Here is a 19873-nt window from a genome sequence, read left to right as displayed (position 1 = left end):
CAAAAGTACTCAAATATAAATGCATAAAAAAAGCCTCAACACTTAAGATAAACTCAGTGATAGAGGCTTAAATTTAATATTCTTCTAAATTATATAATTAGCATTGCGTCACCATAAGAATAGAATCTGTACTTTTCTTTTACGGCTTGGTCATACGCCTCCTTCATAAAATCATGACCTGCAAATGCAGAAATCATCATTAACAACGTTGACTTAGGTGTATGAAAGTTTGTAATCATACTATTAGCAATGCTAAAATCATAAGGTGGAAAGATGAACTTGTTTGTCCAACCTTCGTATGGATTTAATTTTCCACTTGAAGACACAGAACTTTCAATTGTGCGCATAGATGTTGTCCCTACAGCACACACTCTTTTTTTGTTATTAATACCTCTATTCACAATATCAGCAGCTCTTTCAGATATACGAATTTCTTCGCTATCCATTTTATGCTTAGATAAATCTTCAACCTCAACCGGATTAAAAGTCCCTAAACCAACATGAAGTGTAACTTCTGCCATATCAACACCTTTAATTTCTAACCGTTTTAATAAATGCTTAGAAAAGTGTAACCCAGCAGTTGGTGCAGCAACAGCACCTTCATTTTTAGCATATATCGTCTGATAACGCTCTTCGTCTTCTGGCTCTACATCTCTTTTAATGTACTTAGGTAATGGCGTTTGGCCAAGCTCAGTCAGCTTAGATCTAAAGTCTGAATAAGATCCGTCATATAAAAAACGAAGTGTGCGCCCTCTAGACGTGGTATTATCAATTACTTCGGCTACTAATGTTTCATCTTCACCGAAATACAATTTATTTCCTATTCTAATCTTACGCGCAGGATCAACAAGTACATCCCACAAACGTTGATCTTTATTTAACTCACGTAATAAAAAGACTTCTATTCTTGCACCTGTTTTTTCTTTGTTACCATATAATCTCGCCGGAAAAACCTTAGTATTATTCATTATCATGACATCACCTTCATCAAAATAATCAATAACATCCTTAAACAACTTATGCTCAATTGTTTGATTAGCTCTATCTAGAACCATTAATCGAGATTCGTCTCTATGTTCTGCAGGATGTTCTGCTAATAATTCTTCTGGAAGGTCAAAATTGAAGTTAGATAATTTCATATAGATCTTTTATTTTTAAAGTCGCAAATATACAATCTCGACATAGGCGTTGTCAAGTAATTGATTGTTTATTTTATATGAAAACCAATTGAACTAAAGTCTTTCCAAAAATCTGGGTAAGATTTACTCACAACATTGGCATCTTCAATAAATAAAGAAGTTTTTAATCCAAGAGGTGCAAATGCCATTGCCATTCTATGGTCATTATAAGTGGCAACGCTAACATTAGGTCTGATATCTTCAGACGACTTTAAGTGTAAAGTCTTGTCTGTAATGATAACCTCCGCACCGAACTTTTCTAATTCTGTTTTTAAGGCAACTAACCTATCCGTCTCTTTGATCTTTAAGGTATGAAGCCCCGATAAATAACACTCTACACCAAGACCAAAAGCAGTCACAGAAATGGTTTGCGCAATATCTGGAGCATTACTTAAATCTAGCTCAATTGATAATTCACGATTAACGATTGACCATTTTCTCAATGTTATTGTATTGTCCTTAAAGGTAGTTTCAACTCCAAATTGCTGATATATCTCTGCCAGCACAGAATCGCCTTGTAGCGAACCCTTTTTGTACGACGACAATGTCAATTCTGTTCCTAAATTACTTAACGCTACTACACTAAAAAAATAAGACACAGAAGACCAATCTGACTCCACGGTTAAAGTTTGAGACTCAACAGATTTTATCACAGGCTTTACTGTAATAATATTTCCTTCAAACGATGTCTCTATGCCTATTTGATTTAACAACGCCAAAGTCATCTTAATATAAGGTACTGATGTAATCTTACCATCAAGATTCAATTCTAGTCCATTCTCTAGCTTAGACGCAATTAATAATAATGCAGATATATATTGGCTGCTTACATTAGCTTTTAATGTAACTTTTGATTTATCGAGTTTTTTTCCTTTTATTATTAGAGGTGGAAATCCTACATTTTCCAAATATTCAATGTCGGCACCTAAAGCTCTCAATGCTTCAACCAAAATCTGAATTGGTCGTTCTTTCATTCTCGAAGAACCTGTTAACAGGACTTCTCTGCCATCCTTTATAGAAAAGTATGCTGTTAAAAAACGCATTGCTGTGCCGGCATGATGAATGTCTACAATATGCTCATTAGACAATAATGCCTTTTTCATTAAAACTGAATCATCAGAATTTGAAAGATTCTTTATTTTAATGTCTGGATATAACGCTTGTAGTAATAATAAACGATTAGACTCGCTTTTAGAACCAGTTATCGCAACTGAACTTGATTTGGTAATTCTTGACTTTAATATCTGGATATTCACAACAATACACTTGAATTTAAAGATGCAAAGCTACTTTAATTTCTCATTATTATGGTGTCTGTCGTGATCTCGCTTTGCTTTTTTATCCATTTTTTTATCAAAAGAAGCTTGTAAATCTATTCCTGTTTGATTTGCCAAACACAATACCACAAAAACAACATCAGCCAATTCTTCACCTAAATCTTTATCCTTATCACTTTCTTTCTCACTTTGTTCGCCATATCGTCGGGCTATAATGCGCGCAACTTCACCAACTTCTTCCGTGAGTTGAGCCATGTTGGTTAGTTCGTTAAAATAACGTACACCGTGTTCTTTAATCCATTTGTCTACTTCTTGTTGCGCGTTTTTGATGTTCATGGTTGTGCTTTAACTAGTACTATTTGCTCAGCATTTTTTTCCAAAACTTTACTGTAGAATGCTTTGAAGTTCTTATAATCTTCTGCGGCAATTATTGGGTTATTAATTTCAAAATTAACCTTTAAACTTAAATACTTGCCATTTTCTTTCATAATATAAGAAAACTTAACATTACCCTCGCCAAAATCCATTGCACTGCTTTCTGGCAAAGATTCTACTGAATAGCCTTCAGGTAATAAAATATTGACGATGGTAGAATTTTGAGTAGTTGTTCTAAAATCAATAGGATAAATTCTGTCCTCTAACTTAAAAGGATTTTCTCTTTTTGTCATAAACAATAATGGAGAGAAGTATAATTTATCAGCAATCTCGTCAACACCATCTTCTAAAAGGTAATTGTATGTTACTTTTACTGGCTTTATAAGATCTTTCGCATTTTCAAAATTTAATTCTGAAACTTCAATATTACCTTTATTATTCTCTATCAATTTAATATGATCTTCGCTACTTAAATTCGTATAACGCTTTCTGTAATCTAAAGCTAGATTTGAAGTATAACTCTCTCTAACTTTACCTTTTACAACAAAATCATCCTGAATCTGAACATTTAACATCGTGGTTTTTTTTGATTTGATATCAGGTGATACGTCAATCCATCGAGACTGACCATCTTCGGTTATAACTCTACCTTGCCAATTGATAACGCGTTCCGGAAGAACATTATTTATACTATATGGCTCAGTCGCATCCATTAAAAGGATTTTTCCGTCATGTTCAACTAAACAAATAACATAATTAAAACCTTTTCTTGTTGGGAATAATGGAACACCATTATTTCTAGTACTAATTAGGACTGGACTCGCATTTATCCCTTGAGACTTCAACATAGATACTAATAACAAATTTATATCCGCTACATTTCCTGCACCATCTTGATAAGCAGTCCTTATTCCATTTTCAGAATACTTACCATAATTACCGTTCCATTTTACGCGAGACTTAACCAATGCTTCTGTCAGAAAGACTTTTTGAAAGACATCTTCAACCCCATTCAAGTGGCTTTCTAACTCTTCTTTATAAAAAGAGGATTTTCTCAGTTGCCCTCCGAATTTTTCACTCTCGTATATAGTTTTTGAAACCCCTTCCCAAGTAGAAGCAAATGATTTCTCAACATAGCCTTCTCTGGCTAGACGCGCTTCAAGTTCTAAACTTAATTTTGCTCTATAATTATTTAAATTTCCTCCAAAAGATTCTGCTTTTAACGATGGAATATTTAATTCTGAAATACTAATTACATTATCGTTATATTCAAATTCTCTATTAACAATAGACGAGCCCGAACCTACCTGCCCACCTCCTGTATTTAAAAGACTCACCGAACTTTCGCCTCTTTGTGTAATTGATGCTTTTCTATTTTTTTTAGATTCCGATATATTTGGTGTAAAAAAGGCCTTTGAATTAAATCTTCTATTATATTTATAAAACTGAGGTGTCGCCACAGAAACATCAATTTTGTTTAATGGAATGGTATATTGTAAATTTATATCATCTATTTGAAGAAATGGAGATTTTACCATATACTGATATTCAATGACAGAACCTTCATTAGCATTAGGAAGTGTAAAAGATGTTAAGTCAAATATTTCGGATGATTGTTCTGTAAAAATGCCATCACTTTTTAGTTTACTTTTATTTATTTTACCTTTAACTAGATTATATGTATAGCCTTTAATGCCTTTAATTTTCTCATCATTTCCAGATTTACTTTTATATAAGTACACTTTTTCAGTTGCCCAATTTAAACCCTCTTTATTGTAAATTTTTATTCTTACTGAGACTTCCTTGACTTGACTAAATCCTTCGGATTGAGTGTAATTAAATGTCACATTCTCACTTTTGTATAAAATTGCCGCATTTGTTGAAGAATCTAATGGATGATATTTCTCTTCTATTTCTTCTTTTGAGACTTTACCAAACTTGAAATTCTGGCTTATTAAATTTTGACTAATAAGGGTGAGCAATGTTAAGAGAACGAAAAATTGTTTGTTCATTGGTATTGATTTATTGTGTTCTAATTATTGTTTGATTAATACAATTTTGTTTTTATCTAACCTAGCGATTTGTTTTCTAAAAGAACGAAACTCTTTATAATCTTCTTTATTATAATCACCTTTTAGTAATACATAAGTTCTTGTATATTTAATTTTATTACCGTCAATCTTCTCAACCTTAAAATTATAATTACCGAATTTACTTTCTATAGATTTACTCGCTGTCATAGCCTCAATACCATACTCTTCTGGTATTGTAATAACCAACTCATCGGTATCTTTAAATGAACGATCAATTTTAAAATCTAATCGTCTGTTCTTATACCTTGTTGGTATGTTTGTAGATCGTGTGAACATATTTGGTTCAAAAATCAATCTAGAACCGCTTTTTGATGCGTAATTACTTGAAGTAAGACTAACCTTTTCAGTGTAAACAATCTCTTCTTTATCATTAATCAGTTTTATATCATCAATGGTTAGGTCATTTATATTATCCCAATACTCCTTGTAGTGCAATTCTTGATCTCTTAATGCCTCATTCTGAAGCCCTTCGTGAAGTTTATATTGATAACCTGTTGTTTCAATTGTTACTATTGCAGAAAATCCACCATCCTCTGATAATAATACATTAGCTTCTGTTTTCTGCATACTATCATCGGCGTCATAAATTTTGGTATGAACAATCTCACCACCTTCCGGTTTTACAAGTAGCACATCTCTGTCGTCCGTAAAACCAGCAATTAAGCCAAAAGGACTTGATTGACTTGTACACTCCAAAAAAATATTTTCTTCAGGTGTAGGGACACATAAAATGGCATGATTCCCTTGGGTCACTGAAAAATCTTTATCTATGTCTTTGATTGTTCGTCCACCGTAAACTAATGTATAATATGATTTTACACCAACCGCCTCGAGTAAAGATTTTGTATAATTTGTTAGCCCTTTACAATCAGAATACCCTAATTCGTCCACATCCCTAGCCATCATTGGTTTCCAACCACCAATACCAATTTGAATACTTATATAACGGGTTTTATTTTGCATGTATTCATAAACTAGTTTTGCACGTTCTATATCGTCTTCTACACCATCCGTAAGGAGTTTAACTTCGTTAATCGTTTCTTCAGGAATATCAGTAGTACCACTAATTAATCCATCGTATATCCATTTACCAAAATCTGACCAATTATTATTAACACCAGGTACACCAAGCATATTAAAATTGACTAAAGCCACTTTTAGTGATGGTACAATATCACTGAGCAATGGTGCATAACTTTCATGCTTTATCCCACCTATATTGCTGGCTATATAATGATATTCATCTAATTTTTCAATTGAATAATCTTCAAAATTTAACTCTTTGGTTTTTAATTCAATTCCAGATGTGTTTTTGATTTTAAACTCTGAATGTTCTACACTCAAATAATAACCATCAATAGGCTGCCATTTAGGAAAGAATGCTGTATTTCTAAATATTACTTCAGAATAATACTCTAATGTGTAGGGATATTTTAATGGCGTGTATTCTAAATATTTTATGCGGTCATCGGTATAGATTGATATCTCATTAACGGCACTAACATCCTTAAAATCTCTTTGTTTATACTTTTTGATGTTATTACCAAATTCATCATAAACAAACGCACTTATTTCTTCTATTTTTGTGTTATCATCATAGTATTGACCGGCATTAATGTGACGATCTCCATATTTATTTAATACCGTTGTTACTCTTTTAGTTTTAACCTTAATTTCTTCAATACTTAAGACTTCAACATCTATAGTTTCATACCTTACAATAGCATTTGCATTTTCTCTTAAACTATCTGAAACCGTTAAACTTAGATAGGTAGATGCATCTTGTGTAAAAGAATAAAATGAGGCAAAAAAACACATGCCCCAAAGGATAGATTTTAGGCATTTTAAACTCATAAGTATATCGTTAATTTAGTTCACGAAAGATACGGAGTAAAATAAATTTTTCAAACGAAAATTATGTAAATTTCCGAAAAGATAATATAGACTTAACAAACGAAATTATTCCCTGTTTTTGGAATCAATAATTATAGTTACCGGACCGTCATTAAGCAAGCTAACCTTCATATCTGCACCAAATTCTCCTGTTTGAATAGACTTACCTAGCTTAGTCTCTAAGGACTGAATGAAGTCCTTATAAATTGGAACCGCTAATTCTGGTTTTGCAGCCTTTATATAACTTGGTCTATTCCCTTTTTTGGTGCTTGCGTGTAAAGTGAATTGACTAACTAAAACAATATCACTATTTGAATCTATTAGAGAAGTATTCATGACGCCATTATCATCAGGGAAAATACGGAGATTTACAATTTTATTACACAACCAATCAATATCTTCTTGAGTATCCTCATTAACGATACCTAATAAAACTAAAAGACCTTTTTTAATAGAGGCAACTTTATTATTATTTATTGTTACTGATGCTTCAGAAACTCTTTGAATAACTACTTTCATTAATTATCCCAATTATCGGTTCTGTAATGTTCGTCTTCTCCTTCTAATATTTGGAGATAACTTCTGTAACGCGAGTATGCTATCTCATCATTTTCTAGAGCCTGTTTAACAGCACACTTCGGCTCATGAATGTGTAAGCAGTTGTTGAATTTACATTCATGTTTTATAGCAAAAAACTCAGGAAAATAGTCACCAACTTCTTCCTTCTCCATATCCACAACACCAAATCCTTTAATTCCTGGTGTATCAATAATTTTAGCATCAAAACTTAGATCAAACATCTCTGCAAATGTCGTAGTATGTTGCCCTTGCATATGTTGCTCTGATATTTGTTTAGTCTTTAAATTAAGACTTGGCTCTATTGCATTGACTAAAGTTGATTTTCCCACACCAGAATGACCTGAAAACATGCTCACTTTACCCAACATCAATGACTTAACCTTATCTATATTATAACCAGTTCCTGCCGAAATCTCAATACAGTCGTAACCAATTTTTGTATAAATACTTTTGAGATATTTAACTTCAAACATGGTGTCTTCATTGTAAACATCTACCTTATTAAACAATAATACAGTTTTAATAGAGTATGCCTCGGCGGTTACTAAAAAGCGATCTATAAAACTTGTTAAGGTTGGTGGATTATCTATAGTAACTAACAGAAAGACCTGATCTATATTTGAAGCTATTATATGTGTCTGTTTAGAGAGATTAACTGATTTGCGAACAATATGATTCTTACGCTCTTCAATCCGGTTAATAATACCAGTTTCTGTATTGTTCTTGGTCTCTAACTGAAATTCTACAATATCTCCAACAGCAATGGGATTAGTACTCTTAATACCTTGCAACCTGAATCGGCCTTTTATTCTACATTCATAGAATTTACCATTCATGGTTTTCACTGTGTACCAGCTCCCTGTAGATTTATATACTGTCCCTGTCATTCAAATAATTGATAAAACAAAGTAACAACTTTTAAGGAAAAAAGTCATTACTTTATAAACACAAAACAAATATTAAACAATCATGAAAAAAAATTTACTTATTATCGGTGCGGTAATCGTTGGTTTCATTTCTTTTTCCTTCATTCAAGAGGAAGAAATACCACAAGAAGAAAACAAACCTGTTTTAGAATACAAGGTTATTACAAGTGTTGAATCTATAGTACCAAGTGGTTTGGGACGATCTCGATTAATTTCATCAAATGCTGAAAGAGATTATGCAGAATTCACATCAGAACGTACTGAAGAAAACAACAAAAGAAATAAATCAAAAAGAAAAGACATTCGTGTTAAAGATTTTGAGGAGACCAAACTTCTTAACTTCTTTAATTTAGGTGGTATCCGTTTTCAAAATATCGTAGCTAACGACGCCGTAATTACATCGAAACTAATTGCAATGGGACAAGAAGGTTGGGAACTTGCTTTTGTAACAAGCTCTTCTGAAAGTGATGCTGGTGAAGGTGATGGAAAAGGTATTTTTGTAACAAGATATATTTTTAAAAGAGTAAGAACAGAATAAACATACAAAAGGCTCGCAAATTGCGAGCCTTTTTATTATTTAATGATTTAGAATTTCTTCTTGATGATTAATCGATTCTTGGTGGATCGCTTTAAACATTCTTAGCACGAATTCTTCACTCAGATTCTTTTCTTCTCCTTCAAGAATCATTTTCCCTAGAATCTCATTCCAACGCTTATTTTGAAGGACTGCAACATTATGATCTTTCTTTAATTGACCGATATCATCTGCCACTTGCATTCTCTTTCCTAAAATCTCAATTAACTGATGATCTATAACATCTATCTTAGTTCTCAGTGTTCCTATCTTTTTATTAAACTCTGTACCATCACCAACTTCTTTTCTAATACGTAAGTCCTCCGTGTACTGTTTTAATGTGTCTGGCGTAATTTGTTGTGCAGCATCACTCCATGCATTATCTGGATCGTGATGTGTCTCTATCATTAATCCATCATAATTAAGATCTAAAGCCGTTTGACTTAAATCAAAAATTATATCTCTACGGCCAGCGATATGTGATGGATCTAAGATTAAAGGTAAATCTGGAAAGCGTGTTTGTAAATCTACTGCCACTTGCCAGTTAGGGTTATTACGATATCGTGTTTTTTCATAGGTTGAAAACCCTCTGTGAATAACACCTAAATTCTTAACATCCGCCGTATAAAAACGTTCTACTGCACCTAACCACAATGACAAATCTGGATTTACAGGATTCTTGATTAAAACAGGCTTATCAGTCCCCTTCAATGCATCGGCAATATCCTGAACAATAAATGGACTCACTGTGGTACGCGCACCAATCCATAAAATATCTACATCGTGTTTTAAGGCCAATTCAACATGGTTGGCATTAGCAACTTCAGTGGTAATCTTTAAACCTGTTTCTTCTTTTGCTTTTTGTAACCATTTTAAACCTAAAGCGCCCACGCCTTCAAAATTCCCTGGTCTTGTTCTTGGTTTCCAGATACCAGCTCTATATACGGTTGCATCACTATCTTTTAATTGATGTGCAATATTTAAAACCTGCTCCTCTGTTTCCGCACTGCAAGGTCCTGCTATAACTAAAGGATGCTCTAAATTAAAAGCATCTAACCAATTTCTTAATTCTTTTTTATTTTCCATAGTTTAAAAATTCCAACTCTTTAAACGAAAGGTTTCGACTGCGCTCAACCTGACATTGATTTTTATTGTATTCCGTTTAGTATATCTTTTATATGATTTGTTTTTTCCATTTCATTGTAAACCTCGTCAAAATCACCTTTTTCCATTAGCGACTTAAAGTGCTTAAGGTTATTGATATATTCATCTAAAGTTTCTATAACATTTGTTTTATTTTGCTCAAATATTGGTGTCCACATAGCTGGTGAACTTTTTGCCAATCTCACCGTACTTTCAAAACCACTACCTGCCATATCAAAAATATCGCGTTCGTTTTTCTCTTTCTCTATGACCGTTTTTCCAAGCATGAAAGAACTGATATGTGACAGATGTGAGACATACGCAATGTGTTTATCGTGTGCTTTTGGATTCATGTATCTAATACGCATTCCTAAATCTGCAAAAAGCTTTAAGGCTTTTTCTTGAAGCTTAAAAGCAGTTTCTTCAACTTCACAAATGATATTGGTTTTATTCTTATATAATCCTTCAATCGCGGCACTTGGACCAGAATATTCTGTACCAGCAATAGGATGAGTCGCTAAATAATTTCGTCTTTTTGGATGCTCTTTTACAACCAAACATATATCTTCTTTGGTAGAACCGGCATCAAACACTATAGCTTCATCATTAACGATATCCAGAACTTTGGGAAGTACTTCTAAAGTAGCATCAACAGGAACAGCTAAAATTACCATGTCAGCACCTTTCACATCCTGAAGATTCGCCTTTTCATCTATTACACCTAAAGCTATTGCTTCATCGAGATGTGCGTCATTATGATCAATACCATATATCACAAACTCTGCATTCAGCTTCTTTAAATCTAAAGCGAAACTACCACCAATTAACCCTACACCAATGACATATATCTGCTTCATAACTCTAGACTCTTGCTATTGCCTCTTTAATTGTTGATTCTGGCGCACACAAAGAAAAACGCACATATCCTTCACCATTAGTCCCAAATACTGTTCCTGGAGCAATAAATATGGAATGCTCTTTTAAAACCTTATCTGCAAATGCTTCTGATGTTATGTTTGGTGGTAATTTTGCCCAAACGAACATACCAGTCGCATACTCATCATATGTACAATCAAGTTTCTCTGCTAATTTCCAAACCAATGCTCTTCTTAGTTCGTAGACACTATTTAAACTTACATACCACATATCTGAACACTGCAACGCTTCTATCGCACCTTTCTGAATACCATAAAACATTCCAGAATCCATATTACTTTTCACTTTTAACACAGCAGTTAAATGCTCGTAACTACCAACCATAAATCCAACACGCCATCCTGCCATATTAAACGTCTTACTTAATGAGTTAAGCTCTATGCAAACCTCCTTAGCATAGTTGTATCTCATTATACTAATAGGTTTTTTGTTAAGCACAAAACTATATGGATTGTCATGAACGATCAGAATATTGTGGCGGCGCCCAAAAGCAATAACTTCATCATAAAACTTATTTGGAGCATTTGCACCTGTCGGCATATGAGGATAACTAATCCACATAATTTTAACCTTACTCAAGTCTAATCGCTCTAGTGCTACAAAATCTGGCAACCAATTATTTTCTTCAGTGAGATCGTAATAAATTGGTTTTGCTTCGAGTAACTTCGTAACTGACGCATATGTTGGGTAGCCAGGATTTGGAATTAAGACCTCATCACCTTTATTTAAAAAAGCCATAGAAATGTGCATAATGCCTTCCTTACTTCCCATTAACGGTAATACCTCAGTTTTACCATTTATAGTGACTTTATAGCGGTCCTTATAAAAGGTCTCTACCGCATCTCTTAATTCTGGTAACCCTTGATAACTCTGATATTTATGGGCACCTTCATCATCAAGACTATCTCTAAGCATCATCGAAGCCTTGAAAGGTGGCTCTAAGTCAGGACTTCCTATTCCTAAATTAATGATTGGCTTACCTTGAGATTTTAAAAACGCTACCTCCTTTAATTTTCGAGAGAAATAATATTCCTCAACACTATTAAGTCGTTTTGCAACTTCTATCATACTCTAGCATTTTTATATTCTCCTAAAACTTTAAAATTTTCAGCCATAATTTGCATTATGGATTTTGCTTTATCGTAATCTTTAAATTCATCAAAAGTGACATCAACAAAGAAACCATATTTCCATGGTGTATCAATTTTTGGTAAAGATTGAATCTTAGTTAAATTTAGTTTGCAGTCGCTCATTACATTCAAAATTGTTGCTAAGCTACCTCGTTTATGATCTAACTGAAACTTTAAGGATGCTTTGTTAATTATCTCTGAATTTTCAACATCAGTATTCCGTTTTACAATCACAAACCGTGTTTCATTATGCTTTATGGTTTGAATACTTTCAGCTAGCACCTGTAAACCATATAATGCAGCAGCATTTTTACTTGCGATAGCTGCAATTCCCTTAACATTGCCTTCTGCTATTTGTTTAGCTACGTCTGCAGTATCCTTCGCTTCTACAAGCTTGATTTGAGGATAGTCTTTAAAAAATACTTTACATTGCAGCAAGGCCATTGGATGTGAATGTACTTCTTTGATATCTTCAATAGATTGCCCTTTTAAAACCAGTAAATTATGCTGGATATCTAAATAGTATTCACCAACTATTTTTAAGTCATGATTATCAATTAAAGCATAATTTGGTATAATAGAACCCGCAATAGAATTCTCTAAAGCCATAACAATATTGTCTGTACGGCCATTTAATAGACTATCTACAGCACCATCAAAAGACATGCACTCAACAACATCGGTTGCTTCATTAAAGTAATGCTGTGCCACCTCATGATGGAATGAGCCTTTAATACCTTGTATTGCAATTGGTTTGTTCAAATTTTCAATCTTTTAAATTCTTAGCACAAAAGAAAAAGTCCCGATTACATCGAGACTTTTTGAAATTATACTTTAAAATAAAACATATTAAGTCTCGTTCCTTTAGCTAAAAAAGAAATAAAACCAGTTATAATATGTTTTAGTGATATTCATTACCTATTGTTTATCAATATGTGGCTAATGTAAATAATATTTTCACAAATCAAAATTGAATAATCCTATTTTTTAGAGGTTTTCTGAAATTTTAAAGATTTGATAATAAATATTGAGTGCTATTATATATTATTTATTTTTGATTTAAATATTCCCGTTTATGTCTATAGAAGTAAAAAACATCACAAAAGTATATAAAGACCAAAAAGCATTAAATGATGTTTCTTTTAAGGTTAATGATGCTGAAGTAGTTGGATTTTTGGGCCCAAATGGAGCAGGGAAATCTACCATGATGAAAATTTTAACGACTTACATAGATGCCTCTGAAGGAACTGCCATGGTTAATGGTTATGACGTAAACACAAACAAAAAAAATGTTCAAAGTAGCGTAGGTTATTTACCAGAACATAATCCGTTATATCTAGAGCTATACGTCAAAGAGTATTTAAACTTTAATGCTAATGTTTATGGTGTTGCCAAATCTCGGATTAATGAAGTTATTGAATTAACAGGGTTAACGCCAGAAGCACATAAAAAAATAGGCCAGCTATCTAAAGGTTATCGTCAACGTGTTGGGTTAGCTAATGCGCTTTTACATAATCCTGATGTTCTTATTCTTGATGAGCCTACTACTGGATTAGACCCTAATCAATTAGTAGAGATAAGAAACCTCATTAGAACCATTGGTAAAGAAAAAACCATCTTTTTGTCTACGCATATTATGCAAGAGGTTGAAGCAATGTGTGATCGTGTTATTATCATAAACAAAGGTGAAGTTGTTGCAGATAAATACCTTCAAGATTTAAGAGAAGGACAAGAACAAGTGGTTATCGTAGAATTTGATTACCGTGTTGAAGATACTTTTCTTTTAAGGCTTCCTCAAGTCACCAACGTTAAAAACACCTACGGTTTTGTGTACGAAATCACCTTTTCAACAAAAGAAGACATGCGCTCTCATGTTTTTGATTTTGCTCATGATAATGAATTAAAAATTCTACAACTTAACCAGAAGAATGCAAGTTTAGAAAGTTTATTTAGGGAGTTGACAAATTAACTTCTGTCAGCCCATACTTGATATCGAATTTATTAAATACTAAAAAATTTATGCCTTGCAGGAATGACAATTCATTGCTCATCAAAAACTAACTGGCCTGTATACAATCTTTCTACATCAATAATTGGTGGCTCATTAACTGAAATTAGATTTCCTGTTCCTCTTAAAATTCCTGTTAAAGACTGTTGCGGATTTACAATCATATCATTGCTACCGCGATGACTTACCTCAACATTCTCAACTATTAGATTTTCGCCTTCAAACCGGCCAGAACCAGAAAAAAAACCTACGAATAAATTTTGCGTGCTACCATCAAGGTAAAAAGAGGAAATATTATTACCTAACGCATTTATGACTTGAGAATTAACGGTAACTCTAAAGTCTCCGACCGTAAATTCTTGGTTCTCATTAAAATCCTCTGAAACTAAACTTAAGTTGTTATAAGAGAGCACGCCATCTGAAGACACTTCATATTGCGACGAATTCCGAATTTCAATAATATTTGGAGCTTCAACATATACTTTAGTAATACCATAATCTCTTACATAATTGCAAGTGTTCTTGTCAGTAAGCACTAATCGATTATCCACAACCTCCGCATTTACATCATTAATTAGATTCTCACCTGTTTCAACAGTTACCTTAAATTCATCCGAATCCTTTACAATTAACTCTATATCTCTATTTACTAAAATGCGTTCAAATGAAGCCACCTCAACTTCTTCCTGAATGATGTCACCTGAGTTTTGAAAACAATCATTGGCATCTTCATTATTACAAGTAAAGACTAAAAGTGATACTATGTAAATTAATTTTTTCTTCATAATGTTTAAGATTCCTGCTTATACAGGAATGACAGTTATAATCTTATACCTAATCCAAATTCAACAGCTTCTGCCTTTGCGCCATGAGATTTTAGTGTTGCTGCAGCAAATAATTTCTTTCCGAAATAGCGTTTCAATCCTACTCTTATGTATGTTCTCCCTTCAAAATCAAAAGGATAATACACATAATACCCAAGTTGAGTTTCAACAGATATTCGGTTTACAAATAACTCATGCCCTACAAAAAGACCTACACGCTTATAATCCTCATCTCCTGTAACATCTAACTCAGGAAAAGCAACCGATTGATAATAAATGAGCTCTTTTAAAAAGTTAGAGAAAAACACATCTGTTCCAAACTGAATTGCACTTGTATGACTTAAACGTTTATCAGCATATGCTGATAAAATATAAAATGCATATTGACCGCTATTTATAATATCACTTTCATTAATCCCAGTTCTAAAAGCTAAATTAATACGAATAGGCTCTGTAAACTTTTCTTTAGTAAGATTCTCTATATATTCAGATGTTGTTTCGTCCAAATTATAATTAAGCCCTACATTCAAAGCAACTGTGTTTACACTTGTATTTGGTGCTTTAACATTAGCATTAGAATAATGAATAAATGACAAGCCTGCCTGTAAGCCAAACTTATCAAAAAGACGTTCTTTTTTATAATTTAACATTAGATAAGTTGAACTTAATAAACGAGAACCAAAGGCTACATTTTTATGGTTTTCAACTTTATCATATGGATTTGAAGTATATGCAATACCTTGGGCAATACGAAGCATTACATTCCGCTTTAAAAAGTAGAAATTGTAATGGGCATACAGCCCTAAGTTATTACCTAAAACATCATTTTTTAAATTCTGATAAATTAACGACGCACCGTAATCAGGATAATTAAAGCGTTGTTCCCAATCTTCATTCCCAAAAGTTTTTTTATTCCAGCTGAAAATAAAACCCTCAGGATGACCTGATATTAAGTGCAGTATATCATTATTATGAAGTGCAATGTTTCCTCCAAAATAATTCAAACCAAAATAGGAATCGCGATTTGTTTTATCTTGAGAAAACAAACATAATCCATAAAGTAAAATACAACTCGTAAGCCAGTGCTTCATAAATAATTGGTTACTGGCAAAAGTAAGAGAATATTTAATTTATAAATAAAGTTGCCACTAAAGATACTGCTGCAATAAATATAAGCTGAACTGCAAACTTAATTTCGGCTTTATTCTTTTTTAAATATTTCATGATGCATTGGGGTTTATATTGCTTGTCGCAAAAATCAAAAATTTCAGCCTACTGTTTGTTATTAAAACTCAAATAAAAGGTTAGGTTATTTAAACCTTTACCATTTTATGAAAACTTTAAAACTATGATCGCGTCAAACGTTTCTAAATTTAATTTTAATGCGTACTTTTGCCGAGCTAAATAATAGAGGAAAAATTTGATCTGATTGCAACCTCTTCCAATTATAAGTCATCTGGATAACAGATGTTCAATTTAATTGGGAATTAAATGCTAAAGCAGTAATGATTCTACTTCTCTAGCGACCAATCGATCCATCAAATTTTAATTATAAATTGAAGAACGTATATGGCGTATTTGTTTACATCTGAGAGTGTGTCTGAAGGACATCCAGATAAAGTTGCAGATCAAATTAGTGATGCATTAATTGATAACTTCTTAGCTTTTGACCCAGAATCTAAAGTGGCTTGCGAAACTTTAGTGACTACAGGCCAAGTTGTATTAGCTGGCGAAGTAAAGTCTAACACATATTTAGACGTACAAAAAATTGCGAGAGACACCATTAATAATATTGGCTACACCAAAGGCGAATACATGTTTGATGGTAATTCTTGTGGTGTTTTATCAGCAATACACGAACAATCTGAAGACATTAATCGTGGTGTGGACAAGGCTACTAAAGAAGAACAAGGTGCGGGTGATCAAGGTATGATGTTTGGTTATGCCACAAATGAGACTGAAAATTATATGCCTTTGGCATTAGATTTATCACATCGTATACTAAAAGAACTCGCTGCATTACGTCACGAAAATAAAGACATTACATATTTAAGACCAGACTCTAAGAGTCAGGTAACTATAGAATACAGTGACGATAACACACCGCAACGTATTGATGCTATTGTGGTTTCTACACAGCATGACGATTTTGGCACTGATGAAGAGATGCTTTCTAAAATCAGAAAAGACATTGTAGAGATTTTAATTCCAAAAGTCATTGCTAAACTTCCTAAACATATTGCCGCGTTATTCAATGATGACATTACGTATCACATCAACCCAACAGGAAAATTTGTTATCGGTGGACCTCATGGTGATACAGGATTAACGGGACGAAAAATCATTGTAGATACTTACGGCGGAAAAGGAGCACATGGTGGTGGAGCATTTTCTGGGAAAGACCCAAGTAAAGTAGATCGAAGTGCGGCTTATGCAACACGTCATATTGCAAAAAACCTTGTTGCGGCTGGATTATGTGAGGAAGTCTTAGTACAAGTATCTTATGCAATAGGTGTTGTAGAACCTATGGGAATATTTATAAACACTTATGGCACTTGTCCATTTAATTTAACTGATGGAGAAATTGCAAATAAAGTCGCTGAAATATTTGATATGCGACCAGCAGCTATCGAAAGCAGATTAAAACTGCGTCAACCCATGTATAGCGAAACGGCAGCTTACGGACATATGGGAAGACAAAACGAAACTATTTCTAAAACCTTTACGCAACCAAATGGTGATTCTAAAACATTAGATGTAGAATTATTTACTTGGGAAAAACTCGATTTTGTAGATAAGGTAAAAGCGGCTTTTAACCTTTAATAGGTTATGAATCGAAGATATTTAAACTCTGATCTTTACTGGTCAGAGTTTTTTTTTGAACCTGGTAGAGGTAGGAGTTTTGTAATTATAATTGTTATATCCTTGAAACCCCAAATAACAACTTATTGTATAACTAAATCTATTTCACTATGAAAAGAATTAAACTACTCTCTCAGTTTTCGATACTACTTTTATCTTTAGCCTTAATTACGGCTTGTCAAAAAGATGATGGCCCATCCGGAAGCAATAACAATGATCCTCAAGAAAATATTCCAGATACATTTTCTGAATATTTTGGAAATGAAATTTCTAGAGATTTTATTGGTAACGTCATTGACACTAACCATAATCCTATTGAAGGTGTTACTATTTCTATTGGTAGCGAAACTGCTACGACAGACAGTAACGGTGTTTTTATTATTAACGGTGCCAACGTCAATGAACGTTTCGGATACGTTAAAGCAGAAAAAGTTGGATACATACACGCATCGAGATCTGTAGTGCCTTCTAATGGCACCAATAAAGTGACCATTATGATGCTTGAAGAAACTGTTGTTGGCACAGTCAACAGCGGAAGCTCTGGTACAGTTACTGCTAATGACGGAAGTTCTGTAAACTTTGATGGAAATTTCATAAAGGAAGATGGTACCTCATATTCAGGATCGGTAGATGTTATTATTCACCACCTAGACCCGACGGATGAAGACATGAACATGCAAATGCCGGGTATGTTATATGCAGAAAACGAAGAAGGCGCGGAACGCATGCTACAAACTTTAGGTATGTTGGCTGTAGAACTCAGAGGTTCTGGAGGTGAAGATTTAAATCTTGCGGAAGGATCAACTTCTGAAATTCAAATTCCGGTAGATGATAGCCTATTAGGTATAGCACCTGCAACTATTCCATTATGGTATTTTGATGAGGTAACAGGATATTGGAAAGAAGAAGGTTTTGCTACACTTCAAGGCAATATGTACGTGGGTACTGTTACTCACTTTTCATTTTGGAACTGCGATATCCCAGCCGAAGCCATTACGCTTTGTGTTAATGCAACAGATGAAAATAATAACCCATTAAATAATTTACTTGTTACTATTACTAGTGGAACATTTGGTACAACTAGCGGCTACATTAATGACAACGGAGAAGTATGTGGTTATGTACCAAGCAATGAGTCATTAATTTTAGAAGTTTTTGGATATGATATTTGTGGTGATATTTCATTACTGAACCAAAATATTGGTCCGTATAATGAGGACTCTACACTAACTATTGTGGTGCCAGATAATGCTGACCTCATCCAAGAAACAGTTACTGGTAATTTTAATACATGCAGTGGTGATGCCGTAACTGAAGGTTATGTGCAAGTAACTTATGGGAACCAAGTGTTTTTTGACGAAGTCTCTAATGGTACCTTTGAGATTAATTTATTAAGATGTTCTGAAGATGTGACGTTCTCGGTTAAAGGTAGTGATTATATCAATTTACAATCTACAGACACTATTAATTATACGTTTACGACTCCTTCAACAAATATTGGCACAATATCAGCTTGTAATACGATAACAGAATTTATTGAATATACAATAGATGATGGTGAAAGCGTGTTGATTTTTGACAATATTAGCGCTAATTATTATGGTGTAGGTCAAGGGCAAGTTGATGGGCCTTCTTTAGACATTTTTGCTAGTAGTCCTAATCAGAACAACTGTTTTTATCTTTGGGCTGTACTGAATACTCCAGATTATTTAGGTACTTATGATAGTTTAGATTGGGGAGTAGCCAATGATACAGGAATGTTTATAGGAGAATGCTTAAGTATGTCAGACAACAACAATACAATTACTTACAATTTAACAGCATTAGGTAATGTTGGAGATTACATAGACATTAATTTTAATGGTTCTTATGAAGATTTTAACGGTGACCCTCATACTATAACAGGAGTTATTCACGCACTAAGAGACCAATAAATGATCTGTTAATCAGTTTTTTATAGACTCAAAACTCTCAAATCGAAAATTTAAGATTTGAGAGTTTTTATTTATATAATATTTAACGTTAGACCTACGTTCTTTATTTATATTCGCAGGAATTATCATCATCAATCAAAA

17 protein-coding genes are annotated in these 19873 nt (G+C 33.3%); 4 read left to right on the top strand and 13 right to left on the bottom strand.

Annotated features, from left to right (window positions below):
* Window positions 1-89 precede the first annotated feature (89 nt).
* The 7 genes from queA to rsgA all read right to left on the bottom strand — a co-directional run bounded on the left by queA (window position 90) and on the right by rsgA (window position 8282).
* Window positions 90-1139, bottom strand: a complete 1050-nt coding sequence (queA, locus tag HRU50_RS13030; RefSeq protein WP_296351533.1) for a tRNA preQ1(34) S-adenosylmethionine ribosyltransferase-isomerase QueA — start codon at window positions 1137-1139, stop codon at window positions 90-92.
* Between the two features lie 68 nt (window positions 1140-1207).
* On the bottom strand, window positions 1208-2434 hold the full coding sequence (locus HRU50_RS13025) for a 3-phosphoshikimate 1-carboxyvinyltransferase (protein ID WP_296351532.1): 1227 nt from the start codon (window positions 2432-2434) through the stop codon (window positions 1208-1210).
* A gap of 30 nt (window positions 2435-2464) precedes the next feature.
* Window positions 2465-2791, bottom strand: coding sequence for a nucleotide pyrophosphohydrolase (locus tag HRU50_RS13020; RefSeq protein WP_296351531.1), 327 nt, complete (start codon window positions 2789-2791; stop codon window positions 2465-2467).
* The gene (locus tag HRU50_RS13015) at window positions 2788-4842 is read right to left on the bottom strand and encodes a hypothetical protein (RefSeq protein ID WP_296351530.1); all 2055 of its coding nucleotides are present in this window, start codon (window positions 4840-4842) and stop codon (window positions 2788-2790) included. Before HRU50_RS13015 ends, HRU50_RS13020 begins: the two co-directional genes overlap by 4 nt.
* A 24-nt stretch (window positions 4843-4866) precedes the next feature.
* Window positions 4867-6777, bottom strand: a complete 1911-nt coding sequence (locus HRU50_RS13010; protein ID WP_296351529.1) for a DUF3857 domain-containing protein — start codon at window positions 6775-6777, stop codon at window positions 4867-4869.
* Between the two features lie 105 nt (window positions 6778-6882).
* Window positions 6883-7335, bottom strand: coding sequence for a D-aminoacyl-tRNA deacylase (gene dtd / locus HRU50_RS13005; protein WP_296351528.1), 453 nt, complete (start codon window positions 7333-7335; stop codon window positions 6883-6885).
* Window positions 7335-8282 (bottom strand): ribosome small subunit-dependent GTPase A, encoded by a 948-nt coding sequence (gene rsgA / locus HRU50_RS13000; protein ID WP_296351527.1) that lies wholly within the window; start codon window positions 8280-8282, stop codon window positions 7335-7337. The genes dtd and rsgA overlap by 1 nt, the downstream gene beginning before the upstream one ends.
* Window positions 8283-8364: 82 nt before the next feature.
* Here rsgA and HRU50_RS12995 point away from each other — a divergent pair, with 82 nt between their 5' ends.
* Window positions 8365-8859 (top strand): hypothetical protein, encoded by a 495-nt coding sequence (locus HRU50_RS12995; protein ID WP_296351526.1) that lies wholly within the window; start codon window positions 8365-8367, stop codon window positions 8857-8859.
* Between the two features lie 39 nt (window positions 8860-8898).
* Here HRU50_RS12995 and HRU50_RS12990 read toward each other — a convergent pair whose 3' ends face one another.
* From HRU50_RS12990 to HRU50_RS12975, 4 genes are all read right to left on the bottom strand, one after another.
* The gene (locus tag HRU50_RS12990; protein WP_296351525.1) at window positions 8899-9981 is read right to left on the bottom strand and encodes a bifunctional 3-deoxy-7-phosphoheptulonate synthase/chorismate mutase type II; all 1083 of its coding nucleotides are present in this window, start codon (window positions 9979-9981) and stop codon (window positions 8899-8901) included.
* 62 nt (window positions 9982-10043) lie between these two features.
* Window positions 10044-10895, bottom strand: a complete 852-nt coding sequence (locus tag HRU50_RS12985) for a prephenate dehydrogenase (protein ID WP_296351524.1) — start codon at window positions 10893-10895, stop codon at window positions 10044-10046.
* 4 nt (window positions 10896-10899) lie between these two features.
* Entirely contained in the window at window positions 10900-12042 is a 1143-nt protein-coding gene (locus HRU50_RS12980) for an aminotransferase class I/II-fold pyridoxal phosphate-dependent enzyme (RefSeq protein WP_296351523.1), read from the bottom strand.
* Window positions 12039-12866 carry a prephenate dehydratase gene (locus HRU50_RS12975; RefSeq protein ID WP_296351522.1) on the bottom strand — a complete coding sequence of 276 codons (828 nt, stop codon included), beginning with the start codon at window positions 12864-12866 and terminating at the stop codon, window positions 12039-12041. The genes HRU50_RS12980 and HRU50_RS12975 overlap by 4 nt, the downstream gene beginning before the upstream one ends.
* Before the next feature lie 313 nt (window positions 12867-13179).
* Here HRU50_RS12975 and gldA point away from each other — a divergent pair, with 313 nt between their 5' ends.
* The gene (gene gldA, locus HRU50_RS12970; RefSeq protein WP_296351521.1) at window positions 13180-14073 is read left to right on the top strand and encodes a gliding motility-associated ABC transporter ATP-binding subunit GldA; all 894 of its coding nucleotides are present in this window, start codon (window positions 13180-13182) and stop codon (window positions 14071-14073) included.
* 71 nt (window positions 14074-14144) lie between these two features.
* Here the strand turns inward: gldA and HRU50_RS12965 are convergent, their stop codons facing one another.
* Both HRU50_RS12965 and HRU50_RS12960 read right to left on the bottom strand, forming a co-directional pair.
* On the bottom strand, window positions 14145-14897 hold the full coding sequence (locus tag HRU50_RS12965) for a head GIN domain-containing protein (RefSeq protein ID WP_296351520.1): 753 nt from the start codon (window positions 14895-14897) through the stop codon (window positions 14145-14147).
* Between the two features lie 35 nt (window positions 14898-14932).
* Window positions 14933-16027, bottom strand: a complete 1095-nt coding sequence (locus tag HRU50_RS12960) for an acyloxyacyl hydrolase (RefSeq protein WP_296351519.1) — start codon at window positions 16025-16027, stop codon at window positions 14933-14935.
* A 478-nt stretch (window positions 16028-16505) separates the two neighbouring features.
* On the opposite strand from HRU50_RS12960, the gene metK reads away from it, so the two are divergent.
* Both metK and HRU50_RS12950 read left to right on the top strand, forming a co-directional pair.
* Entirely contained in the window at window positions 16506-17759 is a 1254-nt protein-coding gene (gene metK, locus HRU50_RS12955; RefSeq protein ID WP_296351518.1) for a methionine adenosyltransferase, read from the top strand.
* A 149-nt stretch (window positions 17760-17908) separates the two neighbouring features.
* Window positions 17909-19732, top strand: a complete 1824-nt coding sequence (locus HRU50_RS12950) for a hypothetical protein (RefSeq protein ID WP_296351517.1) — start codon at window positions 17909-17911, stop codon at window positions 19730-19732.
* The last annotated feature ends 141 nt before the right edge of the window (window positions 19733-19873 follow it).

The organism is Winogradskyella sp. (assembly GCF_013213835.1).
Classification (GTDB): Bacteria; Bacteroidota; Bacteroidia; order Flavobacteriales; family Flavobacteriaceae; genus Winogradskyella.
This window is presented reverse-complemented; position numbering and strand designations above follow the sequence as displayed.